This is a genomic window from Aureimonas sp. AU20 (genome assembly GCF_001442755.1).
Lineage (GTDB): Bacteria > Pseudomonadota > Alphaproteobacteria > Rhizobiales > Rhizobiaceae > Aureimonas.
Map to the genome: position 1 here is coordinate 319,757 of NZ_CP006369.1, position 17,584 is coordinate 337,340.

The 17,584-nt window shown below is 66.4% G+C and carries 20 protein-coding genes and 1 pseudogene; 13 read left to right on the top strand and 8 right to left on the bottom strand.

The window, feature by feature from the left end; all coding sequences use genetic code 11:
* Positions 1-678: 678 nt before the first annotated feature.
* The 5 genes from M673_RS20510 (at position 679) to M673_RS20530 (ending at position 6,312) form a co-directional block, all read left to right on the top strand.
* Entirely contained in the window at positions 679-2,433 is a 1,755-nt protein-coding gene (locus M673_RS20510) for an ABC transporter permease (RefSeq protein ID WP_061978574.1), read from the top strand.
* A gap of 21 nt (positions 2,434-2,454) precedes the next feature.
* Positions 2,455-3,762: an ABC transporter ATP-binding protein gene (locus M673_RS20515; RefSeq protein WP_061978575.1), complete on the top strand. Its 1,308-nt coding sequence runs from the start codon at positions 2,455-2,457 to the stop codon at positions 3,760-3,762.
* An 85-nt stretch (positions 3,763-3,847) separates the two neighbouring features.
* The gene (locus M673_RS20520; protein ID WP_061978576.1) at positions 3,848-4,540 is read left to right on the top strand and encodes an MgtC/SapB family protein; all 693 of its coding nucleotides are present in this window, start codon (positions 3,848-3,850) and stop codon (positions 4,538-4,540) included.
* 33 nt (positions 4,541-4,573) lie between these two features.
* A complete protein-coding gene (locus M673_RS20525) occupies positions 4,574-5,653 on the top strand; it encodes a sensor histidine kinase (RefSeq protein WP_244493228.1) in 1,080 nt (359 codons plus the stop codon).
* Positions 5,653-6,312 (top strand): response regulator transcription factor, encoded by a 660-nt coding sequence (locus tag M673_RS20530; protein ID WP_061978577.1) that lies wholly within the window; start codon positions 5,653-5,655, stop codon positions 6,310-6,312. Before M673_RS20525 ends, M673_RS20530 begins: the two co-directional genes overlap by 1 nt.
* A gap of 59 nt (positions 6,313-6,371) precedes the next feature.
* Here M673_RS20530 and M673_RS20535 read toward each other — a convergent pair whose 3' ends face one another.
* The gene (locus M673_RS20535) at positions 6,372-6,575 is read right to left on the bottom strand and encodes a hypothetical protein (protein ID WP_061978578.1); all 204 of its coding nucleotides are present in this window, start codon (positions 6,573-6,575) and stop codon (positions 6,372-6,374) included.
* A 64-nt stretch (positions 6,576-6,639) separates the two neighbouring features.
* Between M673_RS20535 and M673_RS20540 the strand changes: the two genes are divergently transcribed.
* Entirely contained in the window at positions 6,640-7,026 is a 387-nt protein-coding gene (locus M673_RS20540; protein ID WP_148640201.1) for a hypothetical protein, read from the top strand.
* A 293-nt stretch (positions 7,027-7,319) separates the two neighbouring features.
* On the opposite strand, the gene M673_RS20545 is transcribed toward M673_RS20540, so the two are convergent.
* Complete coding sequence (locus M673_RS20545) at positions 7,320-8,249, bottom strand: LysR family transcriptional regulator (RefSeq protein ID WP_061978580.1); 930 nt, start codon at positions 8,247-8,249, stop codon at positions 7,320-7,322.
* A gap of 90 nt (positions 8,250-8,339) precedes the next feature.
* On the opposite strand from M673_RS20545, the gene M673_RS20550 reads away from it, so the two are divergent.
* Together M673_RS20550 and M673_RS20555 are read left to right on the top strand one after the other, a co-directional pair.
* Entirely contained in the window at positions 8,340-9,068 is a 729-nt protein-coding gene (locus M673_RS20550; protein ID WP_061978581.1) for an SDR family oxidoreductase, read from the top strand.
* An 8-nt stretch (positions 9,069-9,076) separates the two neighbouring features.
* A pseudogene (locus tag M673_RS20555) lies at positions 9,077-9,325 on the top strand (Atu4866 domain-containing protein); the annotation flags it as partial.
* A gap of 59 nt (positions 9,326-9,384) precedes the next feature.
* On the opposite strand, the gene M673_RS20560 reads toward M673_RS20555, so the two are convergent.
* A complete protein-coding gene (locus tag M673_RS20560; RefSeq protein ID WP_061978583.1) occupies positions 9,385-10,218 on the bottom strand; it encodes a helix-turn-helix transcriptional regulator in 834 nt (277 codons plus the stop codon).
* 98 nt (positions 10,219-10,316) lie between these two features.
* On the opposite strand from M673_RS20560, the gene M673_RS20565 reads away from it, so the two are divergent.
* A complete protein-coding gene (locus tag M673_RS20565; protein ID WP_061978705.1) occupies positions 10,317-11,222 on the top strand; it encodes an SDR family oxidoreductase in 906 nt (301 codons plus the stop codon).
* A 104-nt stretch (positions 11,223-11,326) separates the two neighbouring features.
* Here the strand turns inward: M673_RS20565 and M673_RS20570 are convergent, their stop codons facing one another.
* Complete coding sequence (locus tag M673_RS20570; protein WP_061978584.1) at positions 11,327-12,208, bottom strand: oxidoreductase; 882 nt, start codon at positions 12,206-12,208, stop codon at positions 11,327-11,329.
* Positions 12,209-12,290: 82 nt separating this feature from the next.
* Between M673_RS20570 and M673_RS20575 the strand changes: the two genes are divergently transcribed.
* The gene (locus M673_RS20575) at positions 12,291-13,217 is read left to right on the top strand and encodes a LysR family transcriptional regulator (protein WP_061978585.1); all 927 of its coding nucleotides are present in this window, start codon (positions 12,291-12,293) and stop codon (positions 13,215-13,217) included.
* A 102-nt stretch (positions 13,218-13,319) separates the two neighbouring features.
* Here M673_RS20575 and M673_RS20580 read toward each other — a convergent pair whose 3' ends face one another.
* Positions 13,320-13,868, bottom strand: coding sequence for a DUF3617 domain-containing protein (locus M673_RS20580; protein ID WP_244493227.1), 549 nt, complete (start codon positions 13,866-13,868; stop codon positions 13,320-13,322).
* A gap of 304 nt (positions 13,869-14,172) precedes the next feature.
* On the opposite strand from M673_RS20580, the gene M673_RS20585 reads away from it, so the two are divergent.
* Positions 14,173-14,433 (top strand): hypothetical protein, encoded by a 261-nt coding sequence (locus M673_RS20585; protein WP_061978587.1) that lies wholly within the window; start codon positions 14,173-14,175, stop codon positions 14,431-14,433.
* Positions 14,434-14,517: 84 nt separating this feature from the next.
* Here the strand turns inward: M673_RS20585 and M673_RS20590 are convergent, their stop codons facing one another.
* From M673_RS20590 to M673_RS20600, 3 genes are all read right to left on the bottom strand, one after another.
* Entirely contained in the window at positions 14,518-14,790 is a 273-nt protein-coding gene (locus tag M673_RS20590) for a hypothetical protein (protein ID WP_061978588.1), read from the bottom strand.
* Complete coding sequence (locus M673_RS20595; protein ID WP_061978589.1) at positions 14,787-15,728, bottom strand: dihydrodipicolinate synthase family protein; 942 nt, start codon at positions 15,726-15,728, stop codon at positions 14,787-14,789. The genes M673_RS20590 and M673_RS20595 overlap by 4 nt, the downstream gene beginning before the upstream one ends.
* Before the next feature lie 287 nt (positions 15,729-16,015).
* A complete protein-coding gene (locus tag M673_RS20600) occupies positions 16,016-16,612 on the bottom strand; it encodes a TetR/AcrR family transcriptional regulator (protein ID WP_061978590.1) in 597 nt (198 codons plus the stop codon).
* 159 nt (positions 16,613-16,771) lie between these two features.
* Between M673_RS20600 and M673_RS20605 the strand changes: the two genes are divergently transcribed.
* Positions 16,772-17,185 (top strand): RidA family protein, encoded by a 414-nt coding sequence (locus tag M673_RS20605; protein ID WP_061978591.1) that lies wholly within the window; start codon positions 16,772-16,774, stop codon positions 17,183-17,185.
* Between the two features lie 131 nt (positions 17,186-17,316).
* Positions 17,317-17,526, top strand: coding sequence for a TOBE domain-containing protein (locus M673_RS20610; RefSeq protein ID WP_061978592.1), 210 nt, complete (start codon positions 17,317-17,319; stop codon positions 17,524-17,526).
* Positions 17,527-17,584 lie beyond the last annotated feature (58 nt).

Sequence of the window (17,584 nt, forward strand, 5' to 3'; positions counted from 1 at the left end):
GTGAGGCTACGCCGCTTCCATGACGTTTACGCAACGCTAACCAAGCGGAAGCGGCTCCCCTCCTTTGGACATCGGCATTGATACCGCGCGGAATGCGAGAGGATGCGGGGCCGGGGTCCCTTGACCCGATCCATGCGAGGCAAGGTCGGACCTGCCCCGATGGGTCCGAAGGGCCTGACGAGCGCCTGCCTTCGTCAGCCTACCAATATCCCACGCAGAGATTGTCAGCGGCAGGGCATCAAGGGAATGCGTCGCTTTCCCGACATACGCTTTCGGGCTTCGAAGATAGGCCCTCGACCTCCGTCATGCCGGAAGAAGGATAAGCTTCGCGCCCAGTCGCATATTCGCAAGTGCACCCTGCGCCTGATGCACAGTCAGCTTTCGAAGATAGGCGCAGCCAGGTCGGCCCGGCCTAGCGTCGCTCGTGGGTGCGGCGCGAGCACACCGAGGCATCGGCCCCTTATACTTTCGTATAGCGCGGATGACCCAATGCCAGTTCGCCCAGGGCGGCGCCCGGTGCTATCGCAGGGCTGCGAACGCCGCCGGCCTTTCGGCGGCGGTTCTCCAAGCCATCAGACTTCTCCGGCGAACACTCGATCGACGCGGCAAACCCGAGGCCCCCGGCCTCGGGCCTGATCGCGCCTGTTCGCCGCGCGGAGGCAAACCGGAGGTGGGCTCATGTCATTCCTTTTCGCCTATGCCCGAGGCGGCGGCCCGACGAGAGCGATCGCTTCGCTCGGCAGGACCAGCCTTTGGGCGGACGGGATCGCCTTCCTCCTGATGGCGGGCATCGCAGTGATGGTCGTGCACGGGGCGAACGAGGCGCGCCAGCCGCTCGAGGCCTTGCAGCAGACGCCGATCGTGCTCGATCCCGCGCGCCTGCCGGACTACGCCCTGCGCACCACGCTTCGCATGTTCGCCGCGCTCGCCGCCTCGCTCCTCTTCACCTTCACGGTCGCGACGCTCGCCGCCAAGAGCCGCAAGGCGGCGCTCATCGTCGTGCCCGCGCTCGACATTCTTCAGTCCGTGCCGGTGCTGGGCTTTCTGACCTTCACCGTCACCTTCTTCATGGGCCTGTTTCCCGGCCGGCAGCTCGGGGCCGAATGCGCTTCGATCTTTGCGATCTTCACCGGCCAGGCCTGGAACATGGCGTTCAGCTTCTACCAGTCGCTGCGCACCGTGCCGGACGATCTGGACGAGGTCTCGCGGCAGTTCGGCTTCTCGGCCTGGCGCCGGTTCGTCCGCCTCGATCTGCCCTTCGCCATGCCGAGCCTCGTCTGGAACATGATGATGTCGATGTCGGGCGGCTGGTTCTTCGTGGTCGCCTCCGAGGCGATCACGGTGGGCGACAAGACCGTGACCCTGCCGGGCATCGGCTCGTGGCTCGCCCTCGCCATCGAGGAGAAGAACTTCGGGGCGGTGGCGCTCGCCGTGGCCGCGATGGCCGTGGTGATCCTGCTCTACGACCAGCTTCTCTTCCGGCCGATCGTCGCCTGGGCCGACAAGTTCCGCTTCGAGCAGACCGCCTCCGCGAGCCGACCCAAGTCCTGGGCCTACGATCTCGTGCGCCGGACGCGTCTCCTGAAGACAATCGCCGCCGCTCTCGCCTGGCCCTTCCGCCTCGCCGAGACCGTTCGCCTGCCGGCCCTGCCCCGCGTGCCGATGCCGGCGATGGGCCGGACCTATGCGAAAGCCGTCGATCTCGCGTGGCTGGGGCTCGTCGTCCTCGGCTGCGCCTGGGGCCTGCGGCAGCTTGCGACCTTCATCGCCGAAAGCCTGACCTTCGCCGATGTCCGGGAGGCCTTCACCCTTGGACTTGCGACCCTGGCGCGCGTGGCCGCGACGACCGCGATCGCCAGCGTCATCTGGGTGCCGATCGGGGTCTGGGTCGGGCTGCGGGCGCAGTGGGCCGAACGCGTGCAGCCGGTGGCCCAGTTCCTCGCCGCCTTTCCCGCCAACGTCCTGTTTCCCTTCGCGGTCGTGGCCATCTCCGGCCTGCATCTCGACCCCAATATCTGGCTGTCCGTTCTGATGATGCTCGGCACCCAGTGGTACATCCTCTTCAACGTCATCGCGGGGGCGAGCGCGATCCCGACCGACATGAAGGAAGCCAGTTCCATCTTCGGCTTCCGAGGGTGGCAATGGTGGCGCCAGCTCGCGCTGCCCGCGATCTTCCCCTACTTCGTCACCGGCGCGCTCACCGCTTCCGGCGGCTCCTGGAACGCCAGCATCGTGGCGGAGACGGTCTCCTGGGGCGACACCAAGCTCGAGGCGGCGGGGCTCGGCTCCTACATCGCCAACGCGACGACGGCAGGAGACTTTCCCCGCGTCGCGCTCGGCATCGCCATGATGAGCCTCTTCGTCATTCTCTTCAATCGCACCGTGTGGCGGCCGATGTACGGCTATGCCGAGCGGCACCTGCGTCTCAACTGACCGGAAAGCGGGAGCGCGACCATGAACGCAATCCAGACTCATCCCCTCGTCGATGTCCGGGGCGTGCGCCATGCCTATGGCAAGGCGAGCGGCGCCGAGAAGCTGGTGCTCGACGACGTGAACCTCACGCTGTTCGACAACGAGATCGTCGCGCTTCTCGGCCGCTCGGGCTCGGGCAAGTCCACCCTTCTTCGCTCCATCGCCGGGCTCATCAAGCCGATGGTGGGCAGCGTGTCCTTTCCCGCCGCGCAGGCGAAAGGCGAAGTGACGAGCGTCAGCATGGTGTTCCAGAGCTTCGCGCTCTTTCCCTGGTTGACGGTCCTGCAGAATGTCGAGGCAGGGCTGGAGGCGAAGCGCGTGCCGCGCGAGGAGCGACGCAAGCGGGCTCTCGCGGCCATCGACCTGATCGGCCTCGACGGGTTCGAAAGCGCCTATCCCAAGGAGCTCTCGGGCGGCATGCGCCAGCGCGTCGGCCTTGCCCGCGCGCTCGTGGTGGATCCTTCAATTCTCCTGATGGACGAGCCCTTCTCGGCGCTCGACGTGCTGACCGCCGAAACGCTGCGCACCGACCTCCTCGATCTCTGGAGCGAGGGCCGCATGCCGATCAAGTCGGTCCTGATGGTGACGCACAATATCGAGGAGGCGGTGCTGATGTGCGACCGCATCCTCGTCTTCTCGTCCAATCCGGGCCGCGTCATCGCCGAGATCAAAGTGGATCTGCCGCAGCCGCGCAGCCGCCAGGACCCGAACTTCCGCGCCCTGGTCGAGGACATCTATGTCAGGATGACGACGCGCAGCGAGGTCGACCACCATCGGGAGGGGCTCTTCCCGGGAACGGGCATCGGCATGGCGCTGCCGCGCGTTTCCACCAACTCGCTGGCCGGCCTGATGGAGACCATCGCCGCGCCCCCCTACGAGGGGCAGGCGGACCTGCCCAAGCTCGCGGCCGAGCTGCAATACGAGGCCGACGACCTCTTCCCCATCGCCGAGGTGCTGCAGCTCCTGCGCTTCGCCGAACTCGGCAATGGCGACATCAAGCTTTTGACGGCGGGGCGGCGCTATGTCGAGGCGGAGGTTGACCAGCGCAAGCAGATCTTCGCGCAGCATCTCTTGAGCTACGTGCCGCTGGCCGCGCATGTGCGCCGCGTGCTGGACGATCGGCCGATCCACCGCGCGCCGGCCCGCCGGTTTCTGGACGAGCTGGAGGACACGCTGTCGGAGCCCGACGCCGCGCGGACCCTCAAGTCCATCATCCAGTGGGGCCGCTATGCCGAGACCTTCGCCTATGACGAGAGCGCCGATCTCTTCAGCCTGGACAATCCGAGATGACGCGCCGCTTGCCGACACACGCCTGTGACGAAGCCCTGCGATAGCGCTCGTCCCGCTCCGCAAAACCTCCCCGGACCCGATCGCGATGCTCGACCACCTGCCCGAAACGGCGCTGAACCTCTTTTCCGCCCTGGTTCTGGGCTGCGCCATCGGCTTCGAGCGGCAATGGCACCAGCGCATGGCGGGTCTTCGCACCAACACGCTGGTGGCGATCGGCGCGGCGATCTTCGTCACCTTCGCCGCCCTCATTCCCGGCGAGTCGAGCCCGACGCGCATGGCCGCGCAGGTCGTGTCGGGCATCGGCTTTCTCGGCGCAGGCATCATCTTCAAGGAGGGGTTGAACGTTCGCGGCCTGAACACGGCCGCGACGCTCTGGTGCTCGGCCGGCGTGGGAACCCTCTGCGGCGCCGGCTTCTATCCCCATGCCGCGATCTGCACGCTCTTCGTCATCGCCGTTAACCTCCTCTTGCGCCCGCTCGTGCGCGCCATCGAGCTGCGCCTGCCCTTGGCGCCGGACCTGAAAAGCATCTACACCGTCTCGATCGTCTGCCATGGCGAGCGCGAGGCGGATGTTCGGGCGCTCCTCCTGCGCGATGTCGGGACCAACCTCCACATTCAGGAAATCGAAAGCGCAAACATCGAGGATTCCAACCGGGTGGAGGTCAACGCGACGATGCGCGCCGACCAGCGGCAGGACCGCTTGATCGAGCAGATCATCGGCAGGCTGAGCCTGGAGCCGCTCGTCACCTCCGCCCGCTGGCGGTTCGACAGAATTTGATGAAAACCGGACGACGTGCATGGGAATGGGGCGATGATGGCGAGCGCGGGGGAGCGGAAGCGCGAGGCGCGGCGGCGGCCGCGTTGGCGCCTCGCGGCGCTCGCGGTTCTGACGGGTTCCATCTTCGTCGCCGACACGGTCACGCATTTCGAGATCGCCGTCGCGGTCTTTTATACGGCGGTCATCCTTCTCGCGATCGAGCTTCTGTCCGTGCGCGGCGTCGTGGCGCTGGCCGTCTTCTGCGCGGTGCTGACGGTGGCGAGCCTGTTTCTGACACGCTCGGGCGCCTTCGATTCCGGCCTCATGAACTGCGCGATCAGCGTTCTCGCCATCGCCGTCACCACCTATCTCTCGCTCAAGCTCGTGGCGGCGAAGGCGGCCGTCTTCGAGGCGCAGGCCAAGCTCGGGCAGATGGCCCGGCTGACGCGCCTCGGCGAACTCACCGCCTCCATCGCGCACGAGATCAATCAGCCGCTCGCCGCCATCTCCATGAGCGCGCAGGCGGGCTGCCGCTGGCTGAACCGCGAGCCACCCGATCTGGCCAAGGCGCAGCAGGCGCTCGGGCGCGTCGTCGAGGCGGCGAACCGGGCGGGCGACGTGATCATCCGCGTTCGGGGTCTGGCCAAGGGCGAGATGCCGCGCAAGCAGCGCCTCGATCTCAACGAGATGCTGCGGGAGGCGACCGTTCTGGCGCAAGGTGAGATCGAGCGAAACGCGATCGCCCTGTCGCTCGATCTCGCGGAAGGGCTCCCCCCTCTCCTGGCCGACAAGGTTCAGCTGCAGCAGGTCATGGCCAATCTGCTTCTCAACGCCATCGAGGCGATGAGCGCCGTGCCGGAGGCTCAGCGCGAACTGGAGATCGCATCGTTTCGCGAGGGCGCGCGGGATATCGGCTTTTCCATCTCCGACACGGGCGTCGGCCTCGGCACCAATGCGCTCGACCATCTCTTCGATTCCTTCTGGACTTCGAAGGAGGGCGGCATGGGCATCGGCCTGACGATCAGTCGCTCCATCGTCGAGGCCCATGGCGGGCGGATCTGGGCGACGTCCAAACCAAGGCTCGGCGCCGTCTTCCGCTGCACCCTGCCCTCCTGCGAAGGAGACGACACGTGATGGGCAAGATCGCCGGCATCGAGGGTTCGAGAGCGCCTGTCGTCTATGTCGTGGACGACGACCCCGGCATTCGCGACGCGCTGGCGGACCTTCTCGCCTCCGTCGACCTGACCGCGCAAACCTTCGGCTCGACGGAGGATTTCCTTGGCAGCGAAAAGCCGAACGGCCCGAGCTGCCTCGTCCTCGACGTTCGCATGCCCGGCCAGAGCGGGCTCGAATTTCATCGGCGGATGGGCGCGCACGGCCTGCGCATGCCCGTCATCTTCATCACCGGGCATGGCGATATCGAAATGTCGGTCCGCGCCATGAAGCACGGCGCGATCGAATTCCTGACGAAGCCCTTCCGCGATCAGGACCTTCTCGACGCGATCCAGGACGGGCTGAAACGGGACCGCGCGCGGTTGCAGATCTACGGCGAGTTCGCGGACCTCTGCCGCAACTGGCAATCGCTCTCGCCGGGCGAGCGGCAGGTGATGGCCCTCGTCGGGCAGGGTCTCCTCAACAAGCAGATCGCCGCCGATCTCGGCCTCAGCGAAATCACGGTGAAGGTTCGCCGGGGCCACGCGATGCGAAAGATGCAGGCCAGATCGTTGGTCGATCTCATCCGCATGCTAGACCGGATCACGCAGCTCGGCTGCGACTACCCGGTCGAAACGTGAAAATTCGCGGCGGTGCGGTTGGCCACCTTGCGGAGCCAACCGCATTGCTGCGTCCTGTCTCAGCCGGCGCGCAGCTTCTTGCCCGGCCGAACCCCGTCGATCGCCGTGCGGATCACGTTCTTGCGCTTGCGCTTGTGCATTTCGGGCGTGAGCGTGCCGCGAAGCATCTGTTCGCTGAGCGCGGCGGTCTCCTCTTTGGTCAGATCGCGCCCGCGCATCTTGCCGGCCTCGATCTCCCAGGCGTTCATCACACCCTTGGTCATGGTCTCTTTCTCCGTTGCGAGACCTCAACCGCTGGCGCCGGGCGACGTTCCGATCGTTTGGCTGATGGATAGCGCGACATCGTTCGCTGCGACCGCGCGTCAGCGGTTCGAGACCGTCCGCGCGCCAATCCCATTCCTCGCAAAGCTTGTTGGCCGAGCAAGCGATGGAGGAACACTTCGCCGCCCGACGCTCTTGCTCCTCGAAGAAAACCGGGAGAGCATCATGTCGAATACGAAAACACCCAAAGACGCCAAGACCACCGACGACAAAGAAGAGCAGGTGATCGCCGAGCAGTTCGAAGGTCTCGACAACGATCTGGTGAATGTCGGGAAGTTCACCGATCCCGAGGCGGACGCGGGCAGCCCCGACGCCAAAAGGGACCATGCCGACGAACCCGAGGTCTCGAACGATCCAGCCATCGAGACATCGAATACGCTCAAGCGTCCTTAACCCCTTGTACATCCACCACGGGCCGCCCACATGAGAGATCGACGGCGCGTCCCATAAAAGGTCGATGCGCCGCCGAGGCCCAGCGGGTTGTCCGACCACGGATGTACTGGCGAGTTGATTTGCAGGGCCGATCTCGAAAGAGACGCTGGAGCCGTTGGGTGAAATCCCCAGCGGCTTTTTCGTGTCCGGAAGGTTCCGATGCGGATCGCCAAACGGTCGTGCTGTTGCCGATCCATGGATGGGCGGCATGCCGGAGCGGCGGCCTCAGGTCTTCGGTCCAAGTGGGCCTAAAGTCATTCGCCGTTCGCGAACGACTCCGGTCGGAGATGATCCCTCCGCCATCCCTTCGCATGATCCACAAGCGCGCGCAGCTTGGCGGGAAGGTGCCGCCGGCTGGGGTAGAACAGGAAGAAGCCGGGCAGCGGCGGGCAGAAATCCTCCAGGACGATCCTGAGCGTTCCCTCGCGCAGGGATGGCGCGAAGGTTTCGGCCATGCCGATGGTGAGGCCCGCTCCGGCCCGCGCCATCTTCACCATCAAGGCCATGTCGTTGGTGGTCACTTCGGGATCGACAGCGACAGCGAAGTCCTGCCCATCTTCACTGAACTCCCAGCGATACGGGGCCGTATCGGCGGACGACCGCCAGCCGACGCAGCGGTGGCGTGTCAGCTCGCGCGGGTGAACGGGCGCTCCGGCCTGCGCCAGATAGGCCGGCGCGGCGACGACGATCTGGCGCTGCTCCAGGCTGACGGGAACCGCGATCATGTCGCGCTCGATCACCTCGCCCAGCCGAACGCCCGCATCGAACCCGGCGGCGACGATGTCGAACTCGGCATCGGTCACGACGATGTCGAGCCGAACGCGGGGATAGGCGGCGGCGAACGAAGCCAGCAGATCGCCGGACAGGAAGCTTTCCGCGATGGAAGACACCGCCAAGCGCAGGAGGCCGGAGGGCGTGTCTTCGGGCGTGGCGGTGGCCGCGATGGCTTCCTCGATCTCGGCAAGTGCGGGCGCGACCCGCTCCAGCAAGGCTTCGCCCGCTTCCGTCAAGGCGACACTGCGCGTCGTGCGTCGGAGCACCGCCGTTCCCAGCTCGTCCTCCACCTTGCGGACGGACTGGCTGACGGCCGACCGGGTGACGCCGAGCTGATCGGCCGCGGCACGGAAGCTGCGGACGCGCGCGACAGCGGCCAGCACGCGCAGAGCGTTGAGATCGATCGACATTGTCCACCCTCGCTTACCAAGCCATGCACCATTGGCTCGATAGTCGAGAAAGCGCGCCCCGGCTACCTTCCGCAAAACAAGCTGAGGTGGATGACCATGGACAAGATCGTACTCATCACGGGCGCCAGCAGCGGCATCGGCGAAGCCACCGCTCGCGTTCTGGCGGAAGCTGGAATGACGATGGTGCTCGGCGCGCGGCGGACGGATCGGCTCGATCGCCTGCGCGCCGAAATCACGGAGGCGGGCGGTACGGCACGCGTGCATCGGCTCGACGTGACGGATCGCGAAGACGTCGTGGCCTTCGCGAGGGCCGCTCTCGCGGAGTTCGGCCGCATCGACGTTCTCGTCAACAATGCCGGCGTCATGCCGCTCTCGCCCCTGGCCTCGCTCAAGGTTCAAGAGTGGGAGCAAATGGTGGACGTCAACATCAAGGGCGTCCTCTGGGGCATCGCGGCGGTGCTGCCTGCGATGAACGCCCAGGGCTTCGGTCACATCGTCAACATCGCCTCGATCGGCGGGCTTCAGGTCTCCCCGACCGCCGCCGTCTACTGCGCGACGAAATTCGCGGTGCGCGCGATCTCGGACGGGCTGCGCCAGGAGAACGACCGCATCCGCGTGACCAGCGTCTGCCCCGGCGTTGTGGAATCCGAACTGGCCGACAGCATCTCCGATGAAGCCGCACGGGCTGCGATGGCGAGCTACCGCGCGGTGGCGCTGAAGCCGGAGGCGATCGGGCGCGCCATCCTCCACGCGATCGCGCAGCCGGCGGACGTGGATACCACGGAGATCGTCGTGCGCCCGGTCGCCAACCCGGCATGAACGGCGATAAGGGCCATCCCTATGTCGGCCTATGGGTCACGGCCGACGGGCGCATCCGGCACGAACTCCTGCCAAACGGGCGCTACGACGAAGCGCGGAACGGGCGAGCGCATGCCTACCAAGGACGCTATGTCGTGACCGGCCGACACATCGACTATGTCGACGACACCGGCTTCACCGCCGACGGCGAGTTCGTCTCGCCCGACATTCTGCACCATGCGGGAATGATCCTGAGAAGGACTAAGGATCAGGCCTGACGGCGAAGACCGGGCGGCCCGTGCGCACGCCTTCGCACGGGCCCGTTGATCCGAAAGGCTCACGAGGCGCGATCCCTCGACGCCATCAAAGCCTCGATGCGCCGGGCCGTCTCCGGCGAAGCGGGATTGTAGACGATCATGCCGAGATCCGGGCGGCCGTCCACGGCGAAGGCGGAGAACTCCAGTTCGATCAGGCCATGCTCGGGATGGCGAAGGCATTTCAGCCCGTCCGCATGGCCGGCGACATCGTTGGCGCGCCACAGGGCCTCGAATTCGGGACTGAGCTTCGACAACTCATCCACCAGCTGCGCGATGTCGCCTTGCGCACCGGCGCGGGCGGCATCCGCCCGGAACGCGCCGACGACATAGCGGGCGACGCCGAGCCAGTCCGCCTGGGCCGCCTTGACGCGGGAATTCGTGAACATGAGACGCAGGATGTTGCGCTGCTCGCGCGGCAGCGTGCCGTAGTCGGTGAGCAGCGCCGCGGCGGCGGCGTTCCACGCCACCACATCCCAGGTTGCCGTCTTGATGATGGCCGGGCTGAATCGCATCCCGTCCAGAACGCGCTGCAGCCGGGGCGTCACGTCCTCCGGGCCTTGGTAGCGCGTCGCGGGAGGGCGCCCGAGGCCCAGAATGAAGAGGTGCTCGCGCTCAGGCTCGGTCAGCATCAGCCCAGCGGCGATCCGGTTCAGGACATCGGCGGAGGGCGCGCCGCCCCGCCCCTGTTCGAGCCAGGTGTACCAGGTCGGCGAGATGTTGGCGCGCTGCGCCACCTCCTCGCGCCGCAGGCCCGGCGTGCGCCGCCGCCCGGCGAAGCCGAACGTGGCGGGGTCCATCCGCGTGCGGCGGTTCTTGAGAAACGTCCCTAGTGCGTTGTCGGTCTCGCTCGGCATGGCGATCCTGTTGGCAATTATACCCTGATAAAGTCCCCTCTTTAACACGACAGCGTTTGGGCCGAAATCAATCTCCGAACATGATCGGAGATTATCCCATGCGCGTTTTTCTGACTGGTGCGACCGGGTTCATCGGCTCGCGCATCCTGCCCGAACTTCTGGCGGCCGGGCATCAGGTGCTGGGCCTGACGCGGTCCGACGCCGGGGCGCGAGCCCTATCGGTCGCGGGCGCCGAGCCCCATCGGGGCACGCTCGAAGATCTCGACAGCCTGCGCGCGGGGGCCGAGCGGGCCGATGCCGTGATCCACACCGCATTCGATCACGAGTTCAGCAATTTCGTCGCGAACTGCGAGAAGGATCGGCGAGTCGTAACCGCCTTGGGTTCAGTTCTTCAGGGGTCCGACCGGCCGCTGCTCATCACCTCGGGCGTTGCGATCGGTGATCCGGGAACGGGTCAGCCGGCAATGGAATCGGTCTTCAACACCGATCACCCGATTCCCCGCATTGCGTCCGAAGAGGCCGGCAACGCCCTGCTGGACAAGGGCGTCGACGTTCGCGTCGTGCGGCTTCCTCAGGTTCACGACCCGGTCAAGCAGGGTCTCGTCTCGCCGCTCATCGAGAATGCGCGCGAGAAAGGCTTCGTCGGCTATATCGGCGAGGGCGCCAATCGCTGGTCGGCGGCCCATGTGCTCGATGTCGCCAAACTCTACGCACTCGCGCTCGATCGCGGGCAGAAAGGCGCGCGGTATCATGCCGTCGCCGAGGAGGGCGTCGCCATGCGCGAGATCGCCGAGGCCGTGGCCCAAGGCCTCGGCCTTCCGACAAAGTCGCTCGCGGCTGCGGACGCCCCGGCCTATTTCGGATGGCTGGCGATCTTCGCCGGGCTGGATATGCGCGCCTCCAGCGCGTGGACCCGGGACCAGCTCGGCTGGCAGCCGACCGGTCCCGGTCTGATCGCCGACCTGCAGGCGATGCGGTACGCCCTGCCGACCGCGACAGCGTAAGGGTCGGGCGCCGGCGACGCCATGCTCGGGTCTGGCGTCGCCGGGCCGCCCCCGCCAAAGGAGGCCCGGCCGGGTCGCCGCTTCGGCGACGGCCGAGAAAGCGGCTACCGTTGGTCCGCGTTTCCGAGGCCGTCGAGTTGGCTGATGTGATCCGAGCCCAATGTCAGTTCGGCGGCGGCGACGTTCTGGTGAAGATGCGCGCGCTTCGACGTGCCGGGAATGACGAGGATGTTGGGGCTGCGCTGGAGCAGCCAAGCGAGAGCCACCGCTTGCGGCGTCCGCCCGAGGTCGCCGGCCACCTCGCTCAGGCGATCCGCCTGCAGCGGTGTGAAGCCGCTGAGCGGGAAATAGGGGACGTAGGCGATCCCGTCCTCGGCCAGCGCGTCGATCATCGCGTCGTCGGTGCGATGCACGAGGTTGTAGTGGTTCTGCACGCAGACGATCTCGGCGAGATCGCGGGCGGTTCGCAATTGCGCCGCGCTAACGGTGCTGATGCCGATATGGGCGAGAAGCCCCTCCTCCTGCATCTGCCGCATGACCTTCATCGGCGCGGCGACGTCATCCTCCGGGCTGCCCATGCGAAGATTCACGATCGGCATCTGCGAAACGCCGAGCCGGTCGAGATTGTCCTCCACGGACTTGCGCAGGAAATCCGCGTTCCGCTCCAGAATCCACCCGCCCGCCTCGTCGCGCCAGGCGCCGATCTTGGTGACGAGCACGAGGTTCGCCGGATAAGGGTGGAGCGCTTCGCGGATCAGGCGATTGGTGACATGGGGGCCGTAGAAGTCGCTGGTGTCGATATGGTCGATGCCGAGCGACAGGGCCTCGCGCAGGACAGCTTTCGCCTCCTCCGGATCGCTCGGCTCGCCGAACACATGCGGGCCAGCGAGTTGCATCGCCCCGTAGCCCATCCGGTTGACGGACAGCGTGGTGCCGGGAAAGGTGAAACGTCCGGCCGCAGAGGCCTTTGGGTTCGTGTCGGTCATGTGTGTCTCCTCGTTTATGAGGTGAAGATCGCGCGTTCCCCCATTGTTGATAAGCCGGCCTCCGGCGAATAGCCTGTTCGGCATGGCGAACAATGACGCGCGATCCTCCCTCGACGATCTTCGGGTGCTCCTTGCGGTGACGGAGGCCGGGGGCTTTCGGCGGGCCGCTCGAAGCCTCGGCCTCTCGGTCTCCACCGTCAGCGAAACGATCACGCGGCTGGAAAGCAGTCTCGGCGTGCCCCTCATCAGCCGCACGACCCGCAGCGTCATGCCGACCGAAGCGGGGCGACGCCTCACCGAGCGGGTCGCGCCACTGCTTTTCGAGGCGCGGGCCGCGCTGGACGAAGCGGCCAGCTCAGGCCCGGCGCTGCGGGGGCGGCTCAAGCTCAACGTGCCGGGCGCCGTCATGGTGGACATCCTGCCGCCGCTGATCGATCGCTACATGGCGGCCTATCCCGATGTCCGGGTCGAGATCGTGGTGGAGGACCGGCTCGTGGACATTACCGCCGCCGATTGCGACGCCGGCATCCGCTATGGCGAGCATCTGGAGCAGGATATGATCGCCGTTCCGATCGGCCCTCGCCGACAGGAAGGGGCGCTCGCGGCCTCGCCCGCCTATCTCGCGCGCCGTGGCCTCCCCGCCCATCCCAGCGACCTTCTCGACCACGACTGCATCCGCGTCCGGATCTCGGGCGCCGCGCTCGGCCCTTGGGAGTTCGAGCGCGAGGGAGTGGAACTCACCGTCGATCCGCCGGCGCGGCTGACCATGGGAACGGGGGGTGCGGCCGCCGCGATCGAGCTCGCGATCGCAGGCCACGGCATCGTCTACATGTTTCGCAACTGGCTCGATCCGCATCTTGCGAGCGGCGCTCTCGCGCCGCTCCTGCCCGACTGGTGGCAGCCGTTCGACGGTCCACGCCTCTACTTCTCGCGCCGCCTTGTGCCCGCACCGCTGCGGGCCTTCATCGATCTGGCAGCCGACGAGCGCTCGCGGCCGCCGTCCGCCTAGACGGGACTTGGGTTCCCAGCCGAACAGCGAGAAAGACCCGAATGCGAAAGGGCTCGCCGCCGGGTCTTCCGTCGTCATGACGAGAGATTTACGACGCGCCGGTCAGCCTTTCGGCGGCACGCCCGTGGGCATCTTGATGACCTTGCCATCCGGCATGATGATGTCGCCAGGGCTCTGGCCGGCTTCGCAAGGGCCGATATAGCTGGCGTCGATTTCCATCTGGCGCCGGACGGGCTCCTTGGAGTCGGGCATTCCGATCAGCGTGGTGTCCACCTTCATATGGATCTTGCTGTCGAAGTCGCCGCTAATCGTGCTCTTTCCCGTCGCCGAGATCGGGCCGATCTTGCATTCGGATTCGCTCTCATAGCCCGCCCCGGTCTTGACCAGGGTTTGCTTGGAGCAGTTCTGCCCTGCGCCGAAAGCGCCTTGGGCCAGTTGGTCCGTCTTTTCGTCGATGCACTGGCGGACCGTGACGTCGCCATCCGGCGATTTGGTCTGGGTCTCCCACAGGCCGGCCTTGCGGGGCGGCAGTGTCTCGGCCGCGACGGCCGAACCGAGTGTCGCCAACATCGTGGCGATGCAGGCAGTAGCAACACGAACTCGCATAAACGCTCCCTCGAATACCGTGGCACGAGCCACCGAGCGAGACAAAGCTAGGTTGTTCCCCCACACCGGCAAGCAAAACAGCCTCGATCGGGTCCGATCCGCAGCGGCGCAAAGCCGGTTCCGGGTCTCGTGTCGCTCCCCTTGTCTCTGCCCGATCGCGAGGCTCGAAGCCAAAAAGGCGTGGCCGTCTCTCGATCGTTTAGGGAACTAGAGACCTTCCGACCGAGTTATCACGAAAGCTTGAACAAGCCCGCGCCGGTCCTGATCTGAAGGGAGACAGACGGGACATCGCGACCCTGCTGACGACGACGATTTCAACACCCCTCCCACGCTGCATTCGGAGATCATGATGCGCAAGACTGCAACGATCGCCCTGTTCGCCATCCTCACTCTCGCTGCCGGTCCGTCCTATGCCGCCGGCTGCCTCAAGGGCGCCGCGGTGGGAGCCGTGGGTGGCCATTTCGTCGGCAAGGGCCATTCCGTCGCGGGCGCGGCGGCCGGATGCGCCATCGGCCACCATCGCGCCAAGGTCGACGCCCGCAATCAGGCCAAAGAGCAGGCTCAGGCCCAAGCTCAGTCCCAGGCCGGGCAGCCGGCGCCGAAGAAATAAGGCCTGGTTCAGTTCGATATTGATGGGAGGGTCGGCGAGCGCCGGCCCTTTCCTTTTCTCCCGCCGGCGGCGAACCGCTGAGCTTCAAACGCGGGACGGCGGCGACAGAAGCCGCAAGGGCAGCGTGGATGTCGGCGGCGTGTCCGGGTCGGATCGGGAACGAGCGCTCGCGCTTCGCAAGGTTTCCTCCAGCGCCCGCCGCTCGCGGCGAATGAATGCGAGCGCGGCGTCTCGCGATACGAAGAGCCCGCCGCAGCGATTGCATGGTCCTTCCACGAGCCAGCATCCCCGGCCGTTGGGCCGCAGCGTGAAGGCCAACGGGTCGAAAGCGCTCTCCCATTCGCGCAGGGCACTCATCGGGTGGCGACCTTCGGCTGAGCGGCACCGGGCGCCGCCTGCGCTTCGTCCAACATCTGGCGAACGGCCTCGACCTGCCGACGCGCGGCTTGGCCGAGCGGATGCAGGGGAAGGCGAACCGTCGTCTCACTTCCGATGGCATCCTGCAAAAGCTCTTTCAGCGCGGGCACGCCCTCCGCCTCCACGAGATCGGCAAGCGGCTTCAAACGCGCGGCGACGTCCCTCACGCGGGCGACATCCCCCTCCTCGATGGCCTGCCAGAGCGCGACCACCAAGGCCGGTGTGCAGTTCGCGACGGCGCTGAACAGCCCGTCCGCCCCCAGCAGTCCGCAGGCGGCGGCCGTCGGCTCGTGAGCCGCGAGAAACGAGACGCCATTTCTGGCCCGGCTCATGCATTCGACATGCAGCGGGTTGGGCGAATGGTCAATGACCGACGCCACCGTTCCGATGCCGGTCAGTTCCGCCATCTCCACCGACGACAGCCGGACCTTCGTCCTCGCCTCGTCGAACTCCAGAAGGAGCGGCAGGGACGTCGCGCCCGCGACGGCTTCGACATGGCGGCGAATGCCGGGAAAGGTCGGCTTGTTGTAATAGGGCATGACGAGAACGAGCCCGTCCGCCCCGGCACCGGCGGCATCCATGGCGAGCGTGACGGACGCTGCCGTGCTGGGAAAGCCGATGTCGGCCAGAACGGCCATCGGCCCCTTGGCGCCGCTCGCGGCCTCGATCAGCGCGATGCGCTCGGCGCGCGAAAGCGTGGACCCCTCGCCCGCCCATCCCGCGACCGAGAGCGCCGAGACGCCGCAGCGCGCCTGCCATCGCGCGAGGCAGGCGACGCGGAACGTGTCCACCCGCGACGCATGGCCGAGGTTCAAGTCGAAGTTGGAGGTGAAAGGCGTGATCAAGGACGTGACCACGCCGGTGAATGCCGTACTCATCGAAGGAGATCGCTCCCGTTGTCTCGATGAGGGGAGAATTCGGCAGGACCGCATAAAGGGTCCATACGAGTTTTCAGAACGGGGACGCCGGGGCGCGAAACTGTATCGGGCGAGAGAGCGGCGGCGCCTCGCCCGCGCCGCTTGCCTCGGGTTCGATGCAAGCCTCGGCCGCCGGAGCCGCGATATACAGGCCCCTCTCACTGGCCCACCCCGTGCGGCTCGGTGAAACGAGGCCAGCATGTTTCCGAGAGAGAAAGCCGCTTGCCGAACAGCGGCAGCGATCCGGCTTATCTGCGCTCCGCGAGCAAACCCGAAGCCATCACGCGGAAGGCTTCGACAGCCCTTGGAAGAACGGACCGGGGCTCGTCGCTCGCCGCGACCCAAAGGGCCGCATTCAGGGCCGCGCCGTTCAGGAGGCGCGCAACGGCTTCGACATCAATGGGTTTCAGCATCCCGTCCGCCATCAGTCGCTCGACCGCCTGTTTCGTCATTTCGAGGCAGGCGTTCTGGCTGGGCCAGTGGGACGGGTCTCCCAGAAAGGCCGGCCCGTCCAGAAGCACGATGCGCCGGATTTCGGGGTCGAGCGCCATCTCGATATAGGCCGCGCCTTCTGCGATCAGCCCGTCCCAATCGCTGCTTGCGGATGCGGCGGCGTCTCGCGCCCGCGCCGCCATCTCGCCATCGACCTCGGCCACCACGGCGGCGAGCAGCCCCTTCTTGTCGCCGAAATTGTGATAGAGCGCGCCGCGTGTCAGACCCGCCTCGGCGGTCAGCTCGTCCATCGAGGCGGCGGCGAAGCCCTTTTCGGCAAAGGCGCGGCGACCCGCCGAAACCAACTTGGCGCGATTTTCCTCCATGGTCTCGGCGCGGCGTCTGGGAGCCATGGCAGGGTTGATCCTCGGCAAAGCACAAGCACCCAGTTGACATACGGGGCGTATGCGATAATTTCACATACGGGCCGTATATCACGGAATGCCGGCTGCACGAAGCCCCTTGGCCTTTCGAAGGCGAAGGCCCCGCATCCCATCAGCAAGGAACCCATCATGACCAAACGCGACGCCGTCTTTCCCGCCGATCGCCACGCGCTCTACGAAGCCCACAGCTATTCCGCCGCGATCCGCTCCGCCGATCTTCTGTTCGTTTCGGGCCAAGTGGGAAGCCGTGCGGACGGCTCGCCGGAGCCCGACTTCAAGGAGCAGGTCCGGCTCGCCTTCGTCAATCTGGAAGCGACGCTGGCCGCCGGGGGCTGCACCTTCGACGACATCGTCGATGTGACGACGTTCCACACCGATCCCGAGAACCAGTTTCCGACGATCATGGAAGTGAAGACGGAGATCTTCTCCGAGGCGCCCTATCCCAACTGGACGGCGATCGGCGTCAACTGGCTCGCCGGCTTCGACTTCGAGATCAAGGTCATCGCTCGCATTCCGGCAGGCGCGCACGCACCGTCTCGCTGAGCGTGCGAAAAGGAGCCGGACAATGCGTCGCGACCGATCGACCCCGCTATGAGTTCGTCGCCTGCATGATGTAGGACCATCGGACGCGGCGCCGGCGCGCCGAGTGTCACTTCAAGCCCGGAGAAAATCGCATGAAGATCAGCGCTCGCAACCAGCTCAAGGGCAAGGTCGTCGAAATCACCAAGGGCGCGACCACCGCGCATGTGCGGATCGAAGTCGCGGGCGGCGCGATCATCACCTCGTCCATCACGAACGAAGCCGTGGATGCGCTCGGCCTCGAAGTGGGCAAGGACGCCTATGCCGTGGTGAAGGCGTCCGACGTGATGATCGCGGTCGACTGACCGAACCGAGACGTCACCGACACGACCCGGAATCAAGAGCTGCAGGCCGACGCATGCG

Bases quoted from the DNA above. Each gene is read 5' to 3' on its own strand.
- M673_RS20510 (WP_061978574.1), top strand. From the start codon at position 679: ATGTCATTCCTTTTCGCCTATGCCCGAGGCGGCGGCCCGACGAGAGCG.
- M673_RS20515 (WP_061978575.1), top strand. From the start codon at position 2,455: ATGAACGCAATCCAGACTCATCCCCTCGTCGATGTCCGGGGCGTGCGC.
- M673_RS20520 (WP_061978576.1), top strand. From the start codon at position 3,848: ATGCTCGACCACCTGCCCGAAACGGCGCTGAACCTCTTTTCCGCCCTG.
- M673_RS20525 (WP_244493228.1), top strand. From the start codon at position 4,574: ATGATGGCGAGCGCGGGGGAGCGGAAGCGCGAGGCGCGGCGGCGGCCG.
- M673_RS20530 (WP_061978577.1), top strand. From the start codon at position 5,653: ATGGGCAAGATCGCCGGCATCGAGGGTTCGAGAGCGCCTGTCGTCTAT.
- M673_RS20535 (WP_061978578.1), bottom strand. From the start codon at position 6,575: ATGACCAAGGGTGTGATGAACGCCTGGGAGATCGAGGCCGGCAAGATG.
- M673_RS20540 (WP_148640201.1), top strand. From the start codon at position 6,640: ATGGATAGCGCGACATCGTTCGCTGCGACCGCGCGTCAGCGGTTCGAG.
- M673_RS20545 (WP_061978580.1), bottom strand. From the start codon at position 8,249: ATGTCGATCGATCTCAACGCTCTGCGCGTGCTGGCCGCTGTCGCGCGC.
- M673_RS20550 (WP_061978581.1), top strand. From the start codon at position 8,340: ATGACCATGGACAAGATCGTACTCATCACGGGCGCCAGCAGCGGCATC.
- M673_RS20560 (WP_061978583.1), bottom strand. From the start codon at position 10,218: ATGCCGAGCGAGACCGACAACGCACTAGGGACGTTTCTCAAGAACCGC.
- M673_RS20565 (WP_061978705.1), top strand. From the start codon at position 10,317: ATGCGCGTTTTTCTGACTGGTGCGACCGGGTTCATCGGCTCGCGCATC.
- M673_RS20570 (WP_061978584.1), bottom strand. From the start codon at position 12,208: ATGACCGACACGAACCCAAAGGCCTCTGCGGCCGGACGTTTCACCTTT.
- M673_RS20575 (WP_061978585.1), top strand. From the start codon at position 12,291: ATGGCGAACAATGACGCGCGATCCTCCCTCGACGATCTTCGGGTGCTC.
- M673_RS20585 (WP_061978587.1), top strand. From the start codon at position 14,173: ATGCGCAAGACTGCAACGATCGCCCTGTTCGCCATCCTCACTCTCGCT.
- M673_RS20590 (WP_061978588.1), bottom strand. From the start codon at position 14,790: ATGAGTGCCCTGCGCGAATGGGAGAGCGCTTTCGACCCGTTGGCCTTC.
- M673_RS20595 (WP_061978589.1), bottom strand. From the start codon at position 15,728: ATGAGTACGGCATTCACCGGCGTGGTCACGTCCTTGATCACGCCTTTC.
- M673_RS20600 (WP_061978590.1), bottom strand. From the start codon at position 16,612: ATGGCTCCCAGACGCCGCGCCGAGACCATGGAGGAAAATCGCGCCAAG.
- M673_RS20605 (WP_061978591.1), top strand. From the start codon at position 16,772: ATGACCAAACGCGACGCCGTCTTTCCCGCCGATCGCCACGCGCTCTAC.
- M673_RS20610 (WP_061978592.1), top strand. From the start codon at position 17,317: ATGAAGATCAGCGCTCGCAACCAGCTCAAGGGCAAGGTCGTCGAAATC.